This window comes from Ruegeria sp. CG3, assembly GCF_056537205.1.
The window spans coordinates 102,850-119,005 of the sequence record NZ_JBQFRC010000004.1; the positions used below are offsets into that span (position 1 = coordinate 102,850).

At 61.7% G+C, this 16,156-nt stretch carries 15 protein-coding genes and 1 tRNA gene; 7 read left to right on the forward strand and 9 right to left on the reverse strand.

Features of this window, described 5'->3' with window-relative positions; all coding sequences use genetic code 11:
- Positions 1–3: 3 nt before the first annotated feature.
- Both ACR0NB_RS16145 and ACR0NB_RS16150 read right to left on the reverse strand, forming a co-directional pair.
- Entirely contained in the window at positions 4–885 is an 882-nt protein-coding gene (locus ACR0NB_RS16145) for an ABC transporter permease subunit (RefSeq protein ID WP_480776228.1), read from the reverse strand.
- Positions 886–948: 63 nt separating this feature from the next.
- On the reverse strand, positions 949–2,256 hold the full coding sequence (locus tag ACR0NB_RS16150) for an extracellular solute-binding protein (protein ID WP_437342531.1): 1,308 nt from the start codon (positions 2,254–2,256) through the stop codon (positions 949–951).
- Between the two features lie 219 nt (positions 2,257–2,475).
- On the opposite strand from ACR0NB_RS16150, the gene ACR0NB_RS16155 reads away from it, so the two are divergent.
- The gene (locus tag ACR0NB_RS16155; RefSeq protein WP_480776229.1) at positions 2,476–3,489 is read left to right on the forward strand and encodes a LacI family DNA-binding transcriptional regulator; all 1,014 of its coding nucleotides are present in this window, start codon (positions 2,476–2,478) and stop codon (positions 3,487–3,489) included.
- A gap of 22 nt (positions 3,490–3,511) precedes the next feature.
- Here ACR0NB_RS16155 and ACR0NB_RS16160 read toward each other — a convergent pair whose 3' ends face one another.
- From ACR0NB_RS16160 to ACR0NB_RS16185, 6 genes are all read right to left on the reverse strand, one after another.
- Positions 3,512–4,285: a LamB/YcsF family protein gene (locus ACR0NB_RS16160; protein ID WP_480776230.1), complete on the reverse strand. Its 774-nt coding sequence runs from the start codon at positions 4,283–4,285 to the stop codon at positions 3,512–3,514.
- Between the two features lie 16 nt (positions 4,286–4,301).
- The gene (locus ACR0NB_RS16165) at positions 4,302–5,318 is read right to left on the reverse strand and encodes a 5-oxoprolinase subunit C family protein (protein WP_480776231.1); all 1,017 of its coding nucleotides are present in this window, start codon (positions 5,316–5,318) and stop codon (positions 4,302–4,304) included.
- On the reverse strand, positions 5,315–6,043 hold the full coding sequence (locus ACR0NB_RS16170) for a 5-oxoprolinase subunit B family protein (protein ID WP_480776232.1): 729 nt from the start codon (positions 6,041–6,043) through the stop codon (positions 5,315–5,317). The genes ACR0NB_RS16165 and ACR0NB_RS16170 overlap by 4 nt, the downstream gene beginning before the upstream one ends.
- An 8-nt stretch (positions 6,044–6,051) precedes the next feature.
- Positions 6,052–7,347, reverse strand: coding sequence for a TRAP transporter large permease (locus ACR0NB_RS16175; protein ID WP_480776233.1), 1,296 nt, complete (start codon positions 7,345–7,347; stop codon positions 6,052–6,054).
- 9 nt (positions 7,348–7,356) lie between these two features.
- A complete protein-coding gene (locus ACR0NB_RS16180) occupies positions 7,357–7,908 on the reverse strand; it encodes a TRAP transporter small permease (protein ID WP_480776234.1) in 552 nt (183 codons plus the stop codon).
- 64 nt (positions 7,909–7,972) lie between these two features.
- Positions 7,973–8,944 (reverse strand): TRAP transporter substrate-binding protein, encoded by a 972-nt coding sequence (locus ACR0NB_RS16185; RefSeq protein WP_170359565.1) that lies wholly within the window; start codon positions 8,942–8,944, stop codon positions 7,973–7,975.
- Positions 8,945–9,126: 182 nt separating this feature from the next.
- Between ACR0NB_RS16185 and ACR0NB_RS16190 the strand changes: the two genes are divergently transcribed.
- Positions 9,127–9,648: a winged helix DNA-binding protein gene (locus ACR0NB_RS16190; protein WP_093963275.1), complete on the forward strand. Its 522-nt coding sequence runs from the start codon at positions 9,127–9,129 to the stop codon at positions 9,646–9,648.
- A gap of 44 nt (positions 9,649–9,692) precedes the next feature.
- Here the strand turns inward: ACR0NB_RS16190 and ACR0NB_RS16195 are convergent.
- A tRNA-Leu gene (locus tag ACR0NB_RS16195) sits at positions 9,693–9,777 on the reverse strand.
- Between the two features lie 737 nt (positions 9,778–10,514).
- Between ACR0NB_RS16195 and ACR0NB_RS16200 the strand changes: the two genes are divergently transcribed.
- The 5 genes from ACR0NB_RS16200 to ACR0NB_RS16220 all read left to right on the forward strand — a co-directional run bounded on the left by ACR0NB_RS16200 (position 10,515) and on the right by ACR0NB_RS16220 (position 16,093).
- Positions 10,515–10,943 (forward strand): hypothetical protein, encoded by a 429-nt coding sequence (locus tag ACR0NB_RS16200; protein WP_475146252.1) that lies wholly within the window; start codon positions 10,515–10,517, stop codon positions 10,941–10,943.
- A 2-nt stretch (positions 10,944–10,945) separates the two neighbouring features.
- On the forward strand, positions 10,946–12,958 hold the full coding sequence (locus ACR0NB_RS16205; RefSeq protein ID WP_480776235.1) for a dynamin family protein: 2,013 nt from the start codon (positions 10,946–10,948) through the stop codon (positions 12,956–12,958).
- Between the two features lie 7 nt (positions 12,959–12,965).
- Positions 12,966–14,684 (forward strand): dynamin family protein, encoded by a 1,719-nt coding sequence (locus tag ACR0NB_RS16210; protein ID WP_480776236.1) that lies wholly within the window; start codon positions 12,966–12,968, stop codon positions 14,682–14,684.
- Positions 14,685–14,810: 126 nt separating this feature from the next.
- On the forward strand, positions 14,811–15,212 hold the full coding sequence (locus tag ACR0NB_RS16215) for a hypothetical protein (RefSeq protein ID WP_170359570.1): 402 nt from the start codon (positions 14,811–14,813) through the stop codon (positions 15,210–15,212).
- A gap of 26 nt (positions 15,213–15,238) precedes the next feature.
- Positions 15,239–16,093 (forward strand): hypothetical protein, encoded by an 855-nt coding sequence (locus tag ACR0NB_RS16220; protein WP_254438866.1) that lies wholly within the window; start codon positions 15,239–15,241, stop codon positions 16,091–16,093.
- The last annotated feature ends 63 nt before the right edge of the window (positions 16,094–16,156 follow it).

Below are 16,156 nucleotides of genomic sequence, written 5' to 3' on the forward strand. Positions count from 1 at the left end.
TCCTTACGTGTAGTGGATGCGGCGCTCGACCAGCCGGAACTGGAACACCGTCAGGGCCAGAACCAGAACCATCAGAACGACCGACTGCGCCGAGCTGCCACCCAGGTCGTTGCCGCGGAAGCCGTCCACATAGACCTTGTAGACCAACGTCATCGGGTTGTTGCCCGGCTCACCCTTCACCATCGTGTCGATCACACCGAAAGTATCAAACAATGCGTAGGTGATATTGATGATCAGCAGGAAAAACCCGGTCGGCGCCAGCAGGGGGAAAGTCACGTCCCAGAACCGACCCGTGGATGAGCGGTTGTCGATCAAAGCCGCCTCACGCACCGATCGCGGGATCGATTGCAGGCCAGACAGAAAGAAGATGAAGTTCACCGGAACCTGTTTCCAGACCGAAACGATAACCATCGCGGTGGCGGTGTCATTGAAATTCACGCCCAGTTTGAAATCCCACCCGATCGAGCGCGCCAGTTCGGTCAATGGCCCCCAGCTCTGGTTGAACAGGATCAGGCCGATGAAACCCGCCACCGGCGGCGCCACGGCGTAAACCCACATCAGCAGCGTGCGATAGGTCTTGGCGCCGCGCAGCACATTGTCGGCCTTCGCGGCCAGCAACAACGCGATCGACAGCGAAAAGAACGTGACCAAAACGGTGAAGATCACCGTAAACCAGGCAATGCTGAGATACTCGGAATTCCCGGCAAGGTCGCTGTAGTTGTCCAGCCCGACGAAGGTCGACCCAAACCCGAACGGATCCTGCAGGAAGAACGAAGACTGCACCGCGTGAGCGGCAGGCCAGTAGAAAAAGACCGCGATGATCAACAGCTGCGGCAACAGCAGAAGAACCGGCAGCCAGCGAGTGGAAAAACCAGCGCGTTTCATGAAAACTCCGAAAAAGGGAGGACGGTCGCACTTCTGCGACCGCCCGTTTCTTGGCGAGTGGGATCAGCTCTGGGTCTTTGCGAAACGCTCGAGCAGACCGTTGGCTTCGTCCTCGATTGCCTTGAAGGCGTCCTCGACCGAGGTTTCACCCGTCAGGATGCGGCCATATTCGCGGTTCATCACGTCGCGAATCTGGACGTAGAAGCCCATGCGATAGCCCTTGGTGTTTTCACCAGCAGGCAGCGACAGCTGCTTGATGCCGACTTCGGCGGCCGGAGCACGGTCATAGTGACCATCGCCCTTTGCCATTTCATAGGCGGCGGTGGTGATCGGAACATAGCCGGTCTCGCGGTGCCACATGTACTGGGTTTCGGGCTTGGTCAGGAACTCGAAGAATGCCGCGGTGGCCTTGTTTTCCTCGTCGCTCTTGCCGGCCATCGCGAACAGGGCCGCGCCACCGATGAAGGTCTGCTTGGGTTCCTTGGTCACAGCTTCCCAATAGGGCAGGAAGGTGGCCGAAAACTCGAACGGCAGGTCCTTCTTGGACAGGCCGCCGAACGAACCGGACGAGCCCAGCCAGATGGCAACCTTGCCTTCTTCGAACGGGGTCTGGTTGTCGCTCCAGCCGGTGCCATACCATTCGAAGAACCCGTTGTCCTTCCAGTCTTTGACGGCGGTGAAGTGTGCCTTGATCGCGTCGTTGTTGACAAGAATCTTGGTGCCGTCAGCGCCTTCATAGCCGTTGTCGTTGGTGGCAAACGGCAGGTCGTGGCGCGAATGGAAGTTCTCGGTGAAGATCCAGGGCAGATGCGACTGCGACAGGCCGATATAGCCAGCCTCTTTAAGCGCGGGCGCCGTCACGGTCTGGAACTCTTCCCAGGTTTTCGGCGGCGTCACACCCGCTTTTTCCAGCGCATCGACGTTGTAATACATGATGGGCGAGGACGAGTTGAACGGCATCCCGATCATCTTGCCGTCGCTGTCGGCATAGAAGTAGCGAACGCCCGAGATATAGTCCTCGATGTCGAACGCAACGCCGTTCTGCTCCAGCAGGTCCTGAACCGGAACGGTCGCGCCCTTAGCGCCAATCACGGTGGCGGCGCCGGCGTCGAATACCTGCAGGACGTTGGGCTGTTCACCCGCACGGAATGCGGCGATGCCGGCGGTCAGGGTCTCTTCATATGTGCCCTTGAAAACCGGCGTGATCTTGTAGTCGTCCTGGGACGCGTTGAAATCCTCGGCAATCTGGTTGACGGTGTCACCCAGGGCTCCTCCCATGGCGTGCCACCACGTAATCTCGACTTCGGCCGAGACCGTATTCGCTATCATCGCGAACGCGGCAGCAGCAGCACCTGTTTTGACGTTTATCATGTAGTTCCTCCGATTCATGTTGCGCCCCTACGGGCGGGCCAAAGCCCTGGAAACTATGGGGTATTTTCCCCGATGACATATTTCACATCCAGAAAAAGGCTGACACCTTTCGCAAAATGTGCACACGTGTTCACTAGCTTCCAACCGTGACAGTTTGATGAAAGATTCGATTCATTGCAAGAATGTTGAAACCCTCTGAACAGGCGAAACGCAAACCGCATGTGTAGCGAGAGAAACAAGGACGCAAAACGCCCCCGGCGCGCAACGGCCCAGACCGTTGCGGACCTTGCGGGCGTCTCGCGTTCAGCTGTTTCGCGCGCTTTCACGCCCGGTGCCTATGTCGATTCCGAGAAGCGTAGACGGATCCTCAAGATCGCAGCCGATACCGGGTATCAACCGAATGCCCTGGCCGCTGGCCTCAAGGCCGGGCAATCAAATTTGGTCGCCGTCTTCGTCGGCAACATGCGCAGCCCCTACGACTCGGCCTTTGTCGGTGAACTGGCCCAGGCCCTGAGCGGGTTGAAGAAATGGCCCATTCTGATCGATCGAACCGGCGCCAACACGGATCAGGCGCTGCGAGAGCTGCTGCGCTATCCGTTGGACGCATTGATTCTGCGCGGCGGCAGCATGTCCGAAGAGATCGTGGACAGATGTGCGCGGTTCGGCATCCCAATGATCTCGTCAGGCCGTCCCGTTCAAGGGCCCCGTGTCGACAATGTCTGCTGCCGCAATACCGATGGTATGACCATGATCACCGACTTGCTGATCAGCCGGGGGCGGCGGCGGTTCGGGTTTCTCAGCGGACCCGAGGAGTTCTACTCGTCTTCGCGGCGCCGCGCCGGGGTCCTCCAGGCGCTGGATCGGGCGGGGCTTGACCTCGTGGCCGAACACCCGACTGATTACTCGGTCGACAGCGGATACGGTTCCGCGCGCAGTCTGTTGTCCCGCGCCTCTCTGGATGCGCTTGTCTGCGCCAATGACGCCACGGCGATCGGGGCGCTATCGGCTGCGCGCGATCTGTCTCTGAACGTACCCGGCGATTTGGCGATTGTTGGTTTCGACGACATCGCCATGGCGAAATGGCCGACATTCCGCCTGACGACAGTCCGGAACCCCATCGACGCCGCCGTTGACGCGATCATCGCGTTGCTGGAGCGTAGGCTCGTCGATCCCGGACGTCCCGAAGAGAGTATCTTTTTGGACCCCAGCGTCATCGAACGCGAGACGCATTGAACAGCCGCGTCGATCGAGAAGCCTAGGCAGGGCCACCGGCGAACTGCTTGAGCTCAACCCCGCTCTTCTGCAGGGCATGGCGGACACCGGCCGCAATCGACACCGCCGTGGGCGTGTCTCCATGCAGGCAGATCGTGTCGATGCGGGTCGGGATATGCTTGCCGCTTTCGGTGATGATCGCCCCGGCCTTGACCATCTCGACCATGCGCGCGGCGGCACGGTCGGGGTCGTGGATCACCGCGCCGGGCAGACTGCGGTCGACCAGAGTGGCGTCATCGTTGTAGGCGCGATCGGCAAAGATCTCGCAGGCCACCGGACAGCCCAGGTCGCGCGCGGCGCGTTGCTGGGCGGTTCCGGCCAGAACCATGATGATCAGATCCGGAGCCACCGACAGCGCCGCCTCGTAGCAGGCCCGTGCCATCGCCTGATCCTCGGACGCCATGTTGGCCAGCGCGCCGTGCAATTTCAGATGACGCACCTGCCCGCCGGCCGTCCGTGCCATCGCCTGCGCCGCGCCGACCTGATAGCGGATCAGGTTCTGCAGCGACGGCAGGGGATAGTGCATCCGCTGACGCCCAAAGCCGTGCAGATCGGCAAAGCCGGGATGCGCGCCGATGCCCACGCCGTTTTCGACCGCCTGCGCCATCGTCGTGGCCATCACGTCCCAGTCGCCCGCATGAAACCCGCAGGCCACGTTGGCCGACGTCACGATCTTCAGCAGCGCCGCGTCATCGCCAATTTTCCAGGGGCCAAAGCTTTCGCCCATATCGGCGTTCAGGTCGACTTGATGTGCCATTGCACAGGCTCCTTTTCTACAAAACGTCCTCTTCGCGGGCGATGGCGCCGCTGATCAGTTGATAGGATAGCAGGTCGGACATGCTGCGCGGATCGCGGATCAGCGGGCGCAGCGCCCGGGGCAGCGCGACCCGGGCCTGGGCGGCGGCGCGCTCGGCCGCCACCGCTTCGTCCAGCGACACGAAGCGGAACCGCAGATCGGCCCCGGCCGGGGCCTGCGCCACCTTGGGCAGGTCGCAGGGCAGAACGGTGCCGATGCGGGGATAGCCGCCGGTAGTCTGGCACTCGGCCAACAGCACGAAGGGCGTGCCGTCGCCGGTGACCTGGATGTCACCCGGCACGATGGTTTCCGACAGCACGCTGCGCCCGCCCGAGACATGAAAGCCCGGCCCGTCGCTTTCCAGCCGCACACCCATGCGGTTGGCGCGCACGTCCCGGCGAAACGCGGTGGTTTGCAGCCGCTCCAGAACGTCGGCGGCGAACAGGTCGGTCTGGAAGCTGGCCACGATGCGGATTTCCCCGCCGGAGAACCGGTCCTCGGGGTCGAAGGTCATGCCGGTTGCACCGCCCGCGTCCGAGCCGATCGCCAGGCGGTCCCCCGCCTTCAGCACGGCTCCGATCCCCGCCGTCAAATGCGCCGAACAGGCGCCCAATACCGGGTCACCCTGCACCCCGCCGCCGACGCTGAGATACCCATAGCTGCCGGCCACGGCCGGCCCGATGCTGAGCCGGGCGCCCGCAGGCAGCAGGTGCGAGGCGTTCCAGACCGCGGTCGCGCCGTCAATCTGCGCCCGCATCCGCGCGCCAGTCAGGGCGATGCGCAAGTCCTGATCGGCCTGGAATTCGCCGCCCATGCCAGCCATTTCCACGGCGGCAAGAGTGTCGGGCTGTCCCAGCAACGCCGCGCCTTCGGCCAATGCAAGCCGGTCCACCGCACCACCGCGCGACAGGCCCATGTCCAGATACCCGGGTCGCCCCATGTCCTGCACCGTCAGGCCGGGCCCGGCGCGCAATATGGTCAGATGCGCGCTCATGCCAACGGCTCGCAACTGGCGCCGCCGCGCGGATCGCTGCGCATCCGCGCCAGCGTTTCCGGGTCGGTGGGGGTGAACTGCACCTCATCCCCGGGGCGCAAAAGGAAGGGTTCGGGAACATCCGGCTGGAACAGGCGGATGGCGGTTTGGCCCACATGTTGCCATCCGGTCGGCGTGGTGACCGAGAACAGCACAAGCTGCCGCAGCGCCACCACCAGCGCACCTTCGGGCACGCGCGGGGTCAATTCCTTTTGCCTTGGGATGTCCCAGGCGGGCGGCAATTCACCCAGATAAGGCTGGCCGGGGGCAAAGCCGATGGTCTGCACCCGCACCCGCGCTTCGGACAGCGACCGGATCGCCTCGGCCTCGGACAGGCCCGCCGCCTGCACCGCCTGCCCCAGCTGCGGCGCCAGATCCGTGCCGAAGACGGTGGGCACCCGCCAGAACCTGCGCCCGCCCGGCAGGTCGGCCGCGTACCAGTCTCGCTGGTCCAGCAGCGCCTGCACCTGCTGTCGCAGCGCGGCATGCGTCAGGCGCAGCGGATCGAACCGGACGAAGGCCGACACCAGCGAGGACGAGGTTTCCTCGACCCCTGCCCAGCCCTCCGCCTCGAGCGCGGCGCGAAAGGCCAGCGCAGCGCGGTTGGCCGGTTCGCTGAGAGCGGCGGCAAAGCTGATCAACAGCCCGTCCACCCCGGCGGTTCGTATGATCGGAAAATCCTGCATCGCCCCTGTCACATCTGGTTCGGCAGAAAGGTCACGATGCCGGGGAACACCACGATGATCGCCAGCGCCACGATCATCAGGAAGAAAAACGGCAGCGCCGCATGGGCCACCCGCAGGATGTCGCGCCCGGTCAGCGATTGCAGCACGAACAGGTTGAAGCCGACCGGCGGGGTGATCTGCGACATCTCGACCACGATCACCAGGAAGATGCCGAACCACAGCGGGTCGATCCCCGCCTGCATCACCATCGGCATGATGACCGAAGCCGTCAGCACCACGACCGAGATCCCGTCCAGAAAGCATCCCATGATCACGAAGAACACGGTCAGCGCCGCCAGCAGCGTGAAGGTGGACAGGCCCAGCGACCCGATCCATTCCGCCAGAACACGCGGAATGCCGGTGAAGCCCATCGCCACGGTCAGGAACGAGGCCCCCGCCAAAATGAAGGCGATCATGCAAGAGGTCACCGTGGCCCCCATCAGCCCGTCGACGAAACTGGCCCGGGTCAACGTGCCCTCGCGCCAGGACAGCAGCAGCGCCAGCACCACGCCCACGGCGGCCGCATCGGTGGGCGAGGCGATCCCGGCATAGATCGAGCCAATCACACCGACGATCAGCAGGATCACCGGCACCAGTCGGCGCGAGCGACGCAGTTTTTCCGCGAAACTCGCGCGGATGTCCTCGGTGGGCAGGTTCGCGCGGTTGATCAGCGCCCAGATTGCGACATAGCCCACGAAAAGCCCCACCAACAGCAGGCCCGGCAGAACCCCTGCGACGAACAGGCGGGCGATGGATTGCTCGGTCGCCACGCCATAGACGATCAGGATGATCGACGGCGGGATCAGCAGGCCCAGCGTGGCCGAGCCGGCCAGCGTGCCGATGATCATCTTCTCGGGATAGCCGCGGCGCGAGAGTTCCGGGATCGACAGCTTGCCGATCGTGGCCGCGGTGGCCGCCGACGACCCGGACACAGCCGCAAAGATCCCGCAGGCAAAGACGTTCACATGCAGCAACTGCCCCGGCAGCCGGTTCATCCAAGGCGACAAGCCGGTGAACATGTCCTCGGACAGGCGCGAGCGGAACAGAATCTCGCCCATCCAGATGAACAGCGGAAGCGCTGCCAGCGCCCAGGAATTGCTGTGCCCCCACAAGGTGGTCGCCATGACCAGCCCCAGCGGCGCATCGGAGAACAGCGCCATCGCCGCGATCCCGATCCCCAGCAGCGAAAACGCCACCCACAGGCCCGACCCCAGAAAGGCGAACAACAGAACAAGAAGAATGATGGAAAGCGTGGCAATCGACATCTGCTGGCCCTATTCGCTCAGAAGGTTTTCGCCCTTGCCGTCCCAGCTGGGCGCGTGGCCCGCCAGCAGACCGACAAGTTCGTCGACAAGGGCAAGAGTCAGGATGGCCAGTCCCAGCAGGACCGGCATCTGCACGATCCACAACGGCACCGAGACCATGCCCGGGCTGCGGTCGCAATATTCCAGAGATTCCAGCACCAGCAAGCCCAGATACCAGGTGGCATAGGCGCTCATGGCCAGGGCAATTGTCACCACGCAGATCTCGGTCAGGCGGCGCGGCCCCTTGGGCATCCGCCCGATCAGCAGCGTCACCCGGATATGCCCACCGGCGCGCAGCGTATAGGCCAGCGCCAGAAAGCTGGATGCGGCCAGAAAGAATCCGGTGAAATCGGCATAGGACGGGATGGTCAGACCCATGCCCCGCCCGGTCAGCGCGGCCCAGAACTTGTCGGCCAGGTTCAGCCCGACCTGCGCAAAGACCAGCACGACGATGGCCAGAATGAACAGCGCCGCCAATCCGCCGGCCGCACGATAGATGAAATCAAGACTGCGCCGCAGCATCGCCATCCCCTCCCCTTGTTGTCGAACCCGGCCGGGCGTTTGGCGCCCGGCCGGTTCGGGTCGTTTACTGCTGATAGGCCTGCAGCAACGCGGCACCGTCCTCGCCGGCGTTGGCCTTCCAGTTTTCGAGCATCTGCGCGCCGATTTCACGCAGGCCAGCCATCAACTCTTCGGATGGCTGTACCACGGTGATGCCGTTTTCCTGCAGAACTGCGGTCTGCTTGGCGGTCTCGGCCTGGCTCATTTCCCAGCCGCGGGCTTCGGCGGCGGCGGCAGCCTCGAGAACGGCGGCCTGGGTCGCGTCATCCAGACGGCGGAAGGCGCGCTTGTTCACCACGACCACGTTTTTGGGAATCCAGGCCTGGATGTCGGTGTAGTGGGTCAGAAAGTCCCACGCCTTCGAATTCACCCCGGTCGAGGGCGAGGTGATCATCGCCTCGACCCGGCCGGTGCTGAAGGCCTGCGGAATATCCGGAACCTCGACCTGCGTGGGCGCGGCGCCCGCCAGGTTGGCGAATTCTTCCAGCGTGGCGTTGTAGGTGCGGAACTTCAGGCCCGCCAGGTCATCCACGCTGTTGATTTCCTTGGTGGTGTACAGGCCCTGCGGCGGCCACGGCACCGCGTACAGCACCATCATGCCTTGCTCGTCCAGCAGACCGTTGATCACGTCTTTCTGTGCCGCCCACAGCTTTTGGGCGTCGTCATAGTTGGTGGCCAGGAACGGCAGCGAGTCTGCGCCGAAGGCCGGGTTGTCATTGGCCAGCAACGACAGAAAAAACTCCCCGACGGGCACCTGGCCGCTGCGGACTGCCTTGCTGATCTCGGGGTGCTTGAACAGCGAACCTGCGGAATGGACCTTGATTTCAAGGGCGCCGTCTGTGGCCGCGGTCACGTCCTTGGCGAAGTCGTGGATGTTCACGGTATGGAAGGTGGCGTCCGGATAGGGCGTCGGCATGTCCCAGGTCTCGGCCTGCACCTGCATGGCCAACCCGGCCAGCGCGGCAACCGCGCCACCGGCAATCTTCATCAGTTTCATTTTGGCTCTCCCTGCTTGAGTACTGGCGCAGAAGCTGACTCAACGTTTGCGATTTGTCAACGTTTTGTTATCGTTTTGACCAAAACACTGCAGAGTCCAAAGGTCAGCACGTTGAAAACACACGCCCTTCATGCCAAAACACTGATAATTTCTCAGCGTTTTGCAGATCAAAAGGCCGCAATATGACCGATTCTTCCCCCGACACACGCCGCATCGTTTCCTCTCGCCACTTGGCCGAGGGCGAAGGCTGGGAACTTTCCGAACTCGAATTCGGTCTGATCATTGTCTATAATGCGTTCTCCCGCTGGATGACCCGTTGCATGGCGGCGGCCGGGCAGGCCGATCTGGGACCGCTCGACATCCTGATCCTGCACAACGTCAACCACCGCGGACGCGACAAGCGCCTGACCGACATCTGCTTTCTTCTGAACATCGAGGACAGCCACACCGTGAACTACGCCCTGCGGAAACTGCTGAAGGCTGGGCTTCTGACGTCGGAAAAGCGTGGGAAAGAGGTGTTCTACCGCACCTCGCCCGAGGGAGTGGAGTTATGCGACGCCTACCGGAAAGTTCGCCAGCAATGCCTGCTGGAAGGGCTGTCAGCCACCGACCTGTCGGGCCCGGATCTGAGGGACCTGGCCCGCGACCTGCGGGCCCTGTCCGGCCACTATGACCAAGCCAGCCGCGCGGCGGCATCTTTGTAGCGCCTCAGCATCCGCCCACGCAGCATGATCGGTAAGAAAGAAAATGGTGCGGGTGGAGGGACTTGAACCCCCACGCCTTGCGGCGCCAGAACCTAAATCTGGTGCGTCTACCAATTTCGCCACACCCGCAACACGGCGCCGACGCGCCGAATGGAAGGGCTGATAACAAACCTTTTGGACAAGCGCGAGAGGGAATCTTGCCGTCTGCGGCGGAATATTGACCCCCGTTGGAAACAATGGAAATGACCTAGGCGAGGGGGAGATCGACCCGCGCAACGGCGCCAGAATGTGTGGCATCCGGCTTCCCGGTTTATTTTTATCGCCAAATGGAATTCTTAACGCAGAAACCCGTCGTTTTCGGAACGAAACAAAACGCCATAATTGTTCTGTTTTTGGACACATTCCCAATTATTCAAAAAAAACAAAATTCTCGCTGACGTTGTGGATCGCATTGGGGCGCCTAGACCACCGTTATCAACCCCACCCTGCACCCAAAGCAATGCGGTCCCCTCGCCTTCTCCCGAGACACACGCTCAACCTCCAGTCCCGCTTCCTTATTTCCGTTTACTTTACAGACCTCTACCTATCATTCGAGGACATCACAAAAAACCAAATCGCACGCGTTAACTTGTCCCGAATTCAGACCCCGCGGCCTTACCCATTTTGACTATTACATCCTGAAGTTGCGGCATTGTCATGCAACGGTCACCATAATTGCGCCACATTTCAAACGCCAAAATATCTCAATCACGTCAAATTAACACCGTGATGAAGGTAATTCTGTCTACCAAGGAGTTAATGAGTCTTTTTCGCCTTTTCGGCACCGTACGAGTTTTTTGCTCAACTCCAGTACAAGGGTCTCAGTCGTGACCGAACAGATCAACTCCGCTGCCACCGAGCAAGACGTCGTCTTTCTTGCAAGAGAAAGCTTTGTCGGCGAGCTCAAAAACCTCAACCAGCAATTCCCGAACACGGGTTTCGGCATTGCCCTGAAGACGCATGAGGGCAACGAATACCTGTTGGCTAATGCGCGAATGCCCCTTCCATCGGCCAAATCCAATGGGTTTCCAACCGGACGTCGGGTCGCGCGCCTGGACAATGGAACCCGATTCAGTTCGATCGAAGTGCTGGCCGATTCGCGTGCCTTCGATGCCATCTCGCCCGGAACCGAGGCCGAGATGCTGGGCAACGCTCTCGAACTGATCGCCCGGATCGACAGCTTTTCAGGCATGGCGCCTGCCAGTTTGACGGAATCCGGGCATACCCAAATCGCTGCAACCGGAACCGGAGGCTGAACATGGCCCGCAACGACCACCTTTTGTCCGTAGGAAACGAGGCATTGGCGCCGATGTCGGAAGCCATGTCCGCACTGACGACACAGATCGACCAACTGACAGAGGTGGCGGATGCGCGCTCGACTGCGCGGCTGGCCACGCTCAAGACCCGTATGGAAAACTTCACCGCCAGCGTCACCTTCGTCGGCCAGGTGAAGGCGGGCAAATCTTCGATCGTCAACATTCTGGCCGGTCGGCCCGGTCTGCTTCCGTCGGATGTGAACCCGTGGACCTCGGTTGTGACCACCCTGAACATCAACACCCGCATGCCCGGTGAATACAGATCCAAGTTCACCTTCTTCGAGCAGGAAGAATGGGACAATCTGATGGTCGGCGGTGGCCGTTTGGGCGAACTGGCCAATCGCGCAGGCGCCGACGACGAGATGGAGGACATCCGCCGTCAGATCGCGCAGATGAAGGCCAAGTCCGAGGAACGCCTGGGCAAGCACTTCGACCTGATCCTGGGCCAAAGCCACCAGTACGACTACTTCGACGAAGAGCTGATCCAGCGCTATGTCTGCTTGGGTGACGAAGACGATCCGGACATAAATCCGAAGACGGGCCGGTTCGCCGACGTGACCAAAGCAGCGGAATTGTACATGGACATTCCGCAGTACCCGATCGCGCTGAAACTGTGCGACACGCCGGGCGTCAACGACACGTTCATGGTGCGCGAACAGATCACTCTGCGCAGCCTGCGCGGATCGGAGGTCTGCGTCGTGGTCCTGGCGGCAAGCCAGGCGCTGACCACGATGGACATGGCGCTGATGCGGATCATCGCGCAGTTCGAGAACCGGCAGATTGTTCTGTTCGTCAACCGGATCGACGAACTGACCGACCCGGTCAAGCAAGTCCCCGAAATTCGCGACCGAATTCAGGATACGCTCAAGCAAAACGGTATCGACACAAGCACCAGTGTTGTTTTCGGCAGTGCGTTGTGGGCCGAGGCCGCGCTGACCGGCAACCCGGACATTCTCACCGACGATTCCCGCCAGGCCCTCAACACGTTCTATCTGGCCGCCGGTTTTGGTGATCAGGCCGCATCGCTGGACAAGATCTGGGCCCTTTCTGGTCTGCCTGACCTGCTGTTGGCCATGAACGAACGTATCGCCCAAGGCGCAGGCACGCGCCTTCTGGACCGTGTCCGTCATCGCGCCCGCAACATCGCAAGTCAGATTCGCGCCACCTCGGTCGCCAAGAGCCTGTCGGGCGGAGACGGTGTTGTTCGCGATCTGGACGGCGTATCACCTGAAGATGCGATCGCCACCGTCGCGGCCGAATATGACAAGAAAGCTGCCGCCCTGACGACGTCCCTGCGCGACAAGGTGTTGGAACGTTTGGCTTCGGCCGAGGCAAACTTCGTCAAACGTGCAACGGACTCGTTGATCGCGCATCTCGAGCAGAACGGCGAACAGGGCACCTGGCAATACGACCCGGCCGGGCTTCGCACCCTTCAGAAGGCCGCCTATTTCAGCTTTGCCCGCGCAATGCGCAAGGACGCCGGCGCGCTGTATTCCGCAGCCGCCGCGGATGTCGAGGTCCTGTATCAGAAGCTTCTGGGTAATCACTTGGGCGAATTCAGCATCGAGGCGCCCATTGTGCCGCGCGTACCGCCGCCATTGGGCATTGGCCGAACGATCGCGCTGGACCTTCAAAGCACATGGTGGCGACGCTGGTGGCAACGCCGGAAAGGGTTTGAAGCCTATGCGGCGGACTACACCCGCCTGATCGCATCAGAAGCCAATTCGATCACCAAGGATCTCGAAGAAACCCAGATCGCAGCCGTTCTGGAAAATGTTCGGGCCGTCCTGTCGGATTTCATGCGCGAGCAGCAGGAAACCCTTCTGAGCATCTCGCAATCCGCAGAAAAGGCACCGGGCACCGCCCCAGACCTGATGGCCGGACTGGAGCCGAAGAAATCTCGTGACGAAATCCTCGGCGACATCCTCAAAGACCTCAGCAACGAAGCAGCGTAAGAAAGCCATGGCAAAAGATTCACAAATCCGCTTCGTCTCTCCTCGGGCATGGGAACGCATCGAGCAGTGGTCCCGCCGCAAACCGGTTTTTGCGCTGATGGGAGAGTTCAGCGCCGGAAAGTCCACGCTCATGAACTTCCTGCTGCGCAAGCAGGCCCTACCGACGCAGGTGACGGCCACCCAGCTGCCGCCGGTCTGGTTCAGTTGGGGCAACAAACCGGCTTACGTTCAGCGCCATGACGGGACCACTTCTCCGATTGGTTTGGACGAATTGGACAAGGTGGGCGTCAACGACGCGCAGTTCATCCGCATCTATCTTGAAGCGGACATTCTCGAGGCCGTCGACCTGATCGACACGCCCGGCATTTCAGACCCCAAAATTCAGGCCGATGTCTGGCGCCGTGCGGTGGGTCAGGCCAACGGGGTGCTGTGGTGTACCCACTCGACCCAAGCCTGGCGTGAGACCGAACGCGCCACGTGGGTTTCGTTGCCTGAACGGCTTCAGCACAACTCGCTTCTGTTGGTCACGCGCGCGGACGCATTGGATCTGAAAGACCGCCAGAAAGTGCTGCGCCGCATCAACCGCGAAGCGGGGCACCTGTTCAATCGGACAATCCTGTTTTCCGCCCGTGACGCGATCATCGCGCGTGACAAAACGGGCGACGCCGAGCTGTGGTCGCGCAGCGGCGGCGGCAAGATGATCGACAGCTTTCTTGAGATCACCGAGCAGATCATGGACAGCCGTGCGGAAAAGCTTGCCCGCTACCAGATCGACAAAAGCCTCGCCGGCACGCCCCCGGTTCAACCGGTGCGGCCCGAACGATCCGATCGCCAGACCGCGGCCGAAGAGCCCGCGCCTTTCAAATTGACCAACCCGCTGGATCAGGATGATGGATTCGAGGCGGTCCGGAACTCGGACGATGTGATCGCAACCTTCCCGGTTCGACCGGCCCGAGTGGAGCGCCGCGGTGAGTCAACCGAACGCGAGCGGATCAACCCGGATGACGCCGACCGTTTGCGCGCCGAAATGACGCCGGTGCCCGATGACGATTTGCGAGCCCTGTTCCGGGACGAGGATGAGGATCGGCTCAGCGTCGCGGCAGCTTCGACTGCGGTGACTCCGCTGGACGACGAAGACTTTGACGATATCGATGACGATACGCTCGACGTCGAGGACGACGAAATGCTGGTCGCAGACGCCGATGACCAGACCAACGATCAGGGTGCCCAGGACGAAGACCTGCTGGCCACGCTGTCAGAACGTTTGGTTGGCGAGCCCCCCGCGCCGGCAGCAGACGAACAGGACGAGACCCCGGCACCCAGTGTCGAAGACTCGGTCTCGTCCATTGCTTCGCTGTTGTCCCAGCAACAGGGTGACGATGCCACGACCTATGAACCTGAGCCGGAATCGAACGGCTTGATTTCGGCCCAGACCCCTGAAGACCAGGAACCCGAAGTGCCTTGTGAGCAGGTCGGCGAAGGCGAAACCTCGCTGGAACACCTTTTGAGCGTGCCGGCAGGAGCTCCGCTCAGCGCGGCGGCGATGTGGCGGGAAATCGCGGCCAGTGAAGATATCCCCCAAGACGTGGGCGGGCTGCACGCCGTGTTCCAGGCCTTTCTTGAGGAGTTCGACAAGATCGCTCACGAGCACACCGGGCGCGACGAACAGGACAGGATTCAACCGGTGCCAAATCCGAAAGACAGGGCGGAGTGGCATGTGTTGTAACCGGGCCTCAAGGGACACGCGGGAAACGATAAACCGTTTCCCGTCCCGAACCGCAATGATACTCAGCGGCGCGACGGTTTCGAACCGCTGCGCCTTTGGGATTAATAAGGGATAACAGAGCTTTAGATGACGATTGACGCCGCATTGACCACCGCCATGGAGACCATTCCCGACTGCATCGCAGCGGGATATGTCGACATGGAAACGGGCATGCTTCTGGGCATGTCGGCAGCCGGGACCGAGGATGGCGCGGCCTTGGAAACCCTCGCCGTTGCGGTGGCAAATCTGTTTCAGGGCCGGGGCGTTCAAGCATTCGAAGCGCTGTTGGCCTCGGCCGGACTACAAGATCCGGAGAACCCGGGATTTGGGGAAATCTCGGTGTTTTCGAACGACCGGCTACACATCTTCATGCGGACCCGGGCCTATCCGGAACACGTGGTCTGCTACATCTGCCGCGACAGCGCGAATATCGGGCTGACGCTTACGAAATCACATCTCAGCCTGGGGCCGGTAGCGGCCGCAGTTTAGACGGGACCAGAGGGGGTCACGGCATGATGGCGACAGACATAATCGACATGCTCGAAAACATCGGGCGGTCTGCGACGCCCCGTTTGTCGCCGGCCGTTCGGTTGACCGGGGACACGGCCGAGGCCCGGCGGGCCAGCATACTGAACCTGATCCGGGGAACGGTTCTTCCAAGACGCTTGGAGTTCAACGCCCAGAACGGAACGATCCTGGCGATCGAGGTGAACAGCTCACGGATCACGGATGTTTATTCGGCAAGCACCGGCGCCCTTCCGGATTTCGAAACCGAACCGCGCGAAGCGCTGATCGAAAAGCTGGCGCGGCTCGTGTCCGACCTGGCAGCGATCGCCCCTCCGATCGAAGTGGTGTCTCTGAAACCGGACGGGCCGCTGGAGGCGGATGACGTCGGCATCACTTTCAGCGAGATGCAGAAAGCCTGTGCCGAGCTCGTTCTGCCGTCAGAGCCGCGGGTTTCGGTTGTCCCGGATCCCGTCGAGGACACGAAAGAGCAGGACAGCGCTGAAAGTGCAGAACTCAGTGTAGCCGCGGCTTTCTTCGACGGCGCCGAGCGGTTCGCCATGGGACGTCTGCTGACAAGTGCCGAGGGGGCGACCCACCAGTTCGATGGCCTGTGCGCCGATGGCCAGCCTCTTCACCCTTCGGATGATCTGTTGACCCGGTTCGCACAGGACCTGGCGGGATGGGATGCGGACAATACCGGGCTGCTCGAACAGCCGCAACTGATCGTCATGCGGCCGTCAGGTGGCAAGGGCGCGGGTGTCGCTCTGGTCCGGGATGGTCGCAATACAGCCGCCGCCGTACATGACGCGCGCAAGCTGGGTGCCGTCGTCAACCTGTGGAAATCTCTGCGGGAGTCGGTCTGATGACACCGCTTTCGCGACAGTTGAAGTTAAGTTTTAAGCAAATCTTGGGTACCAGTTTTTAGG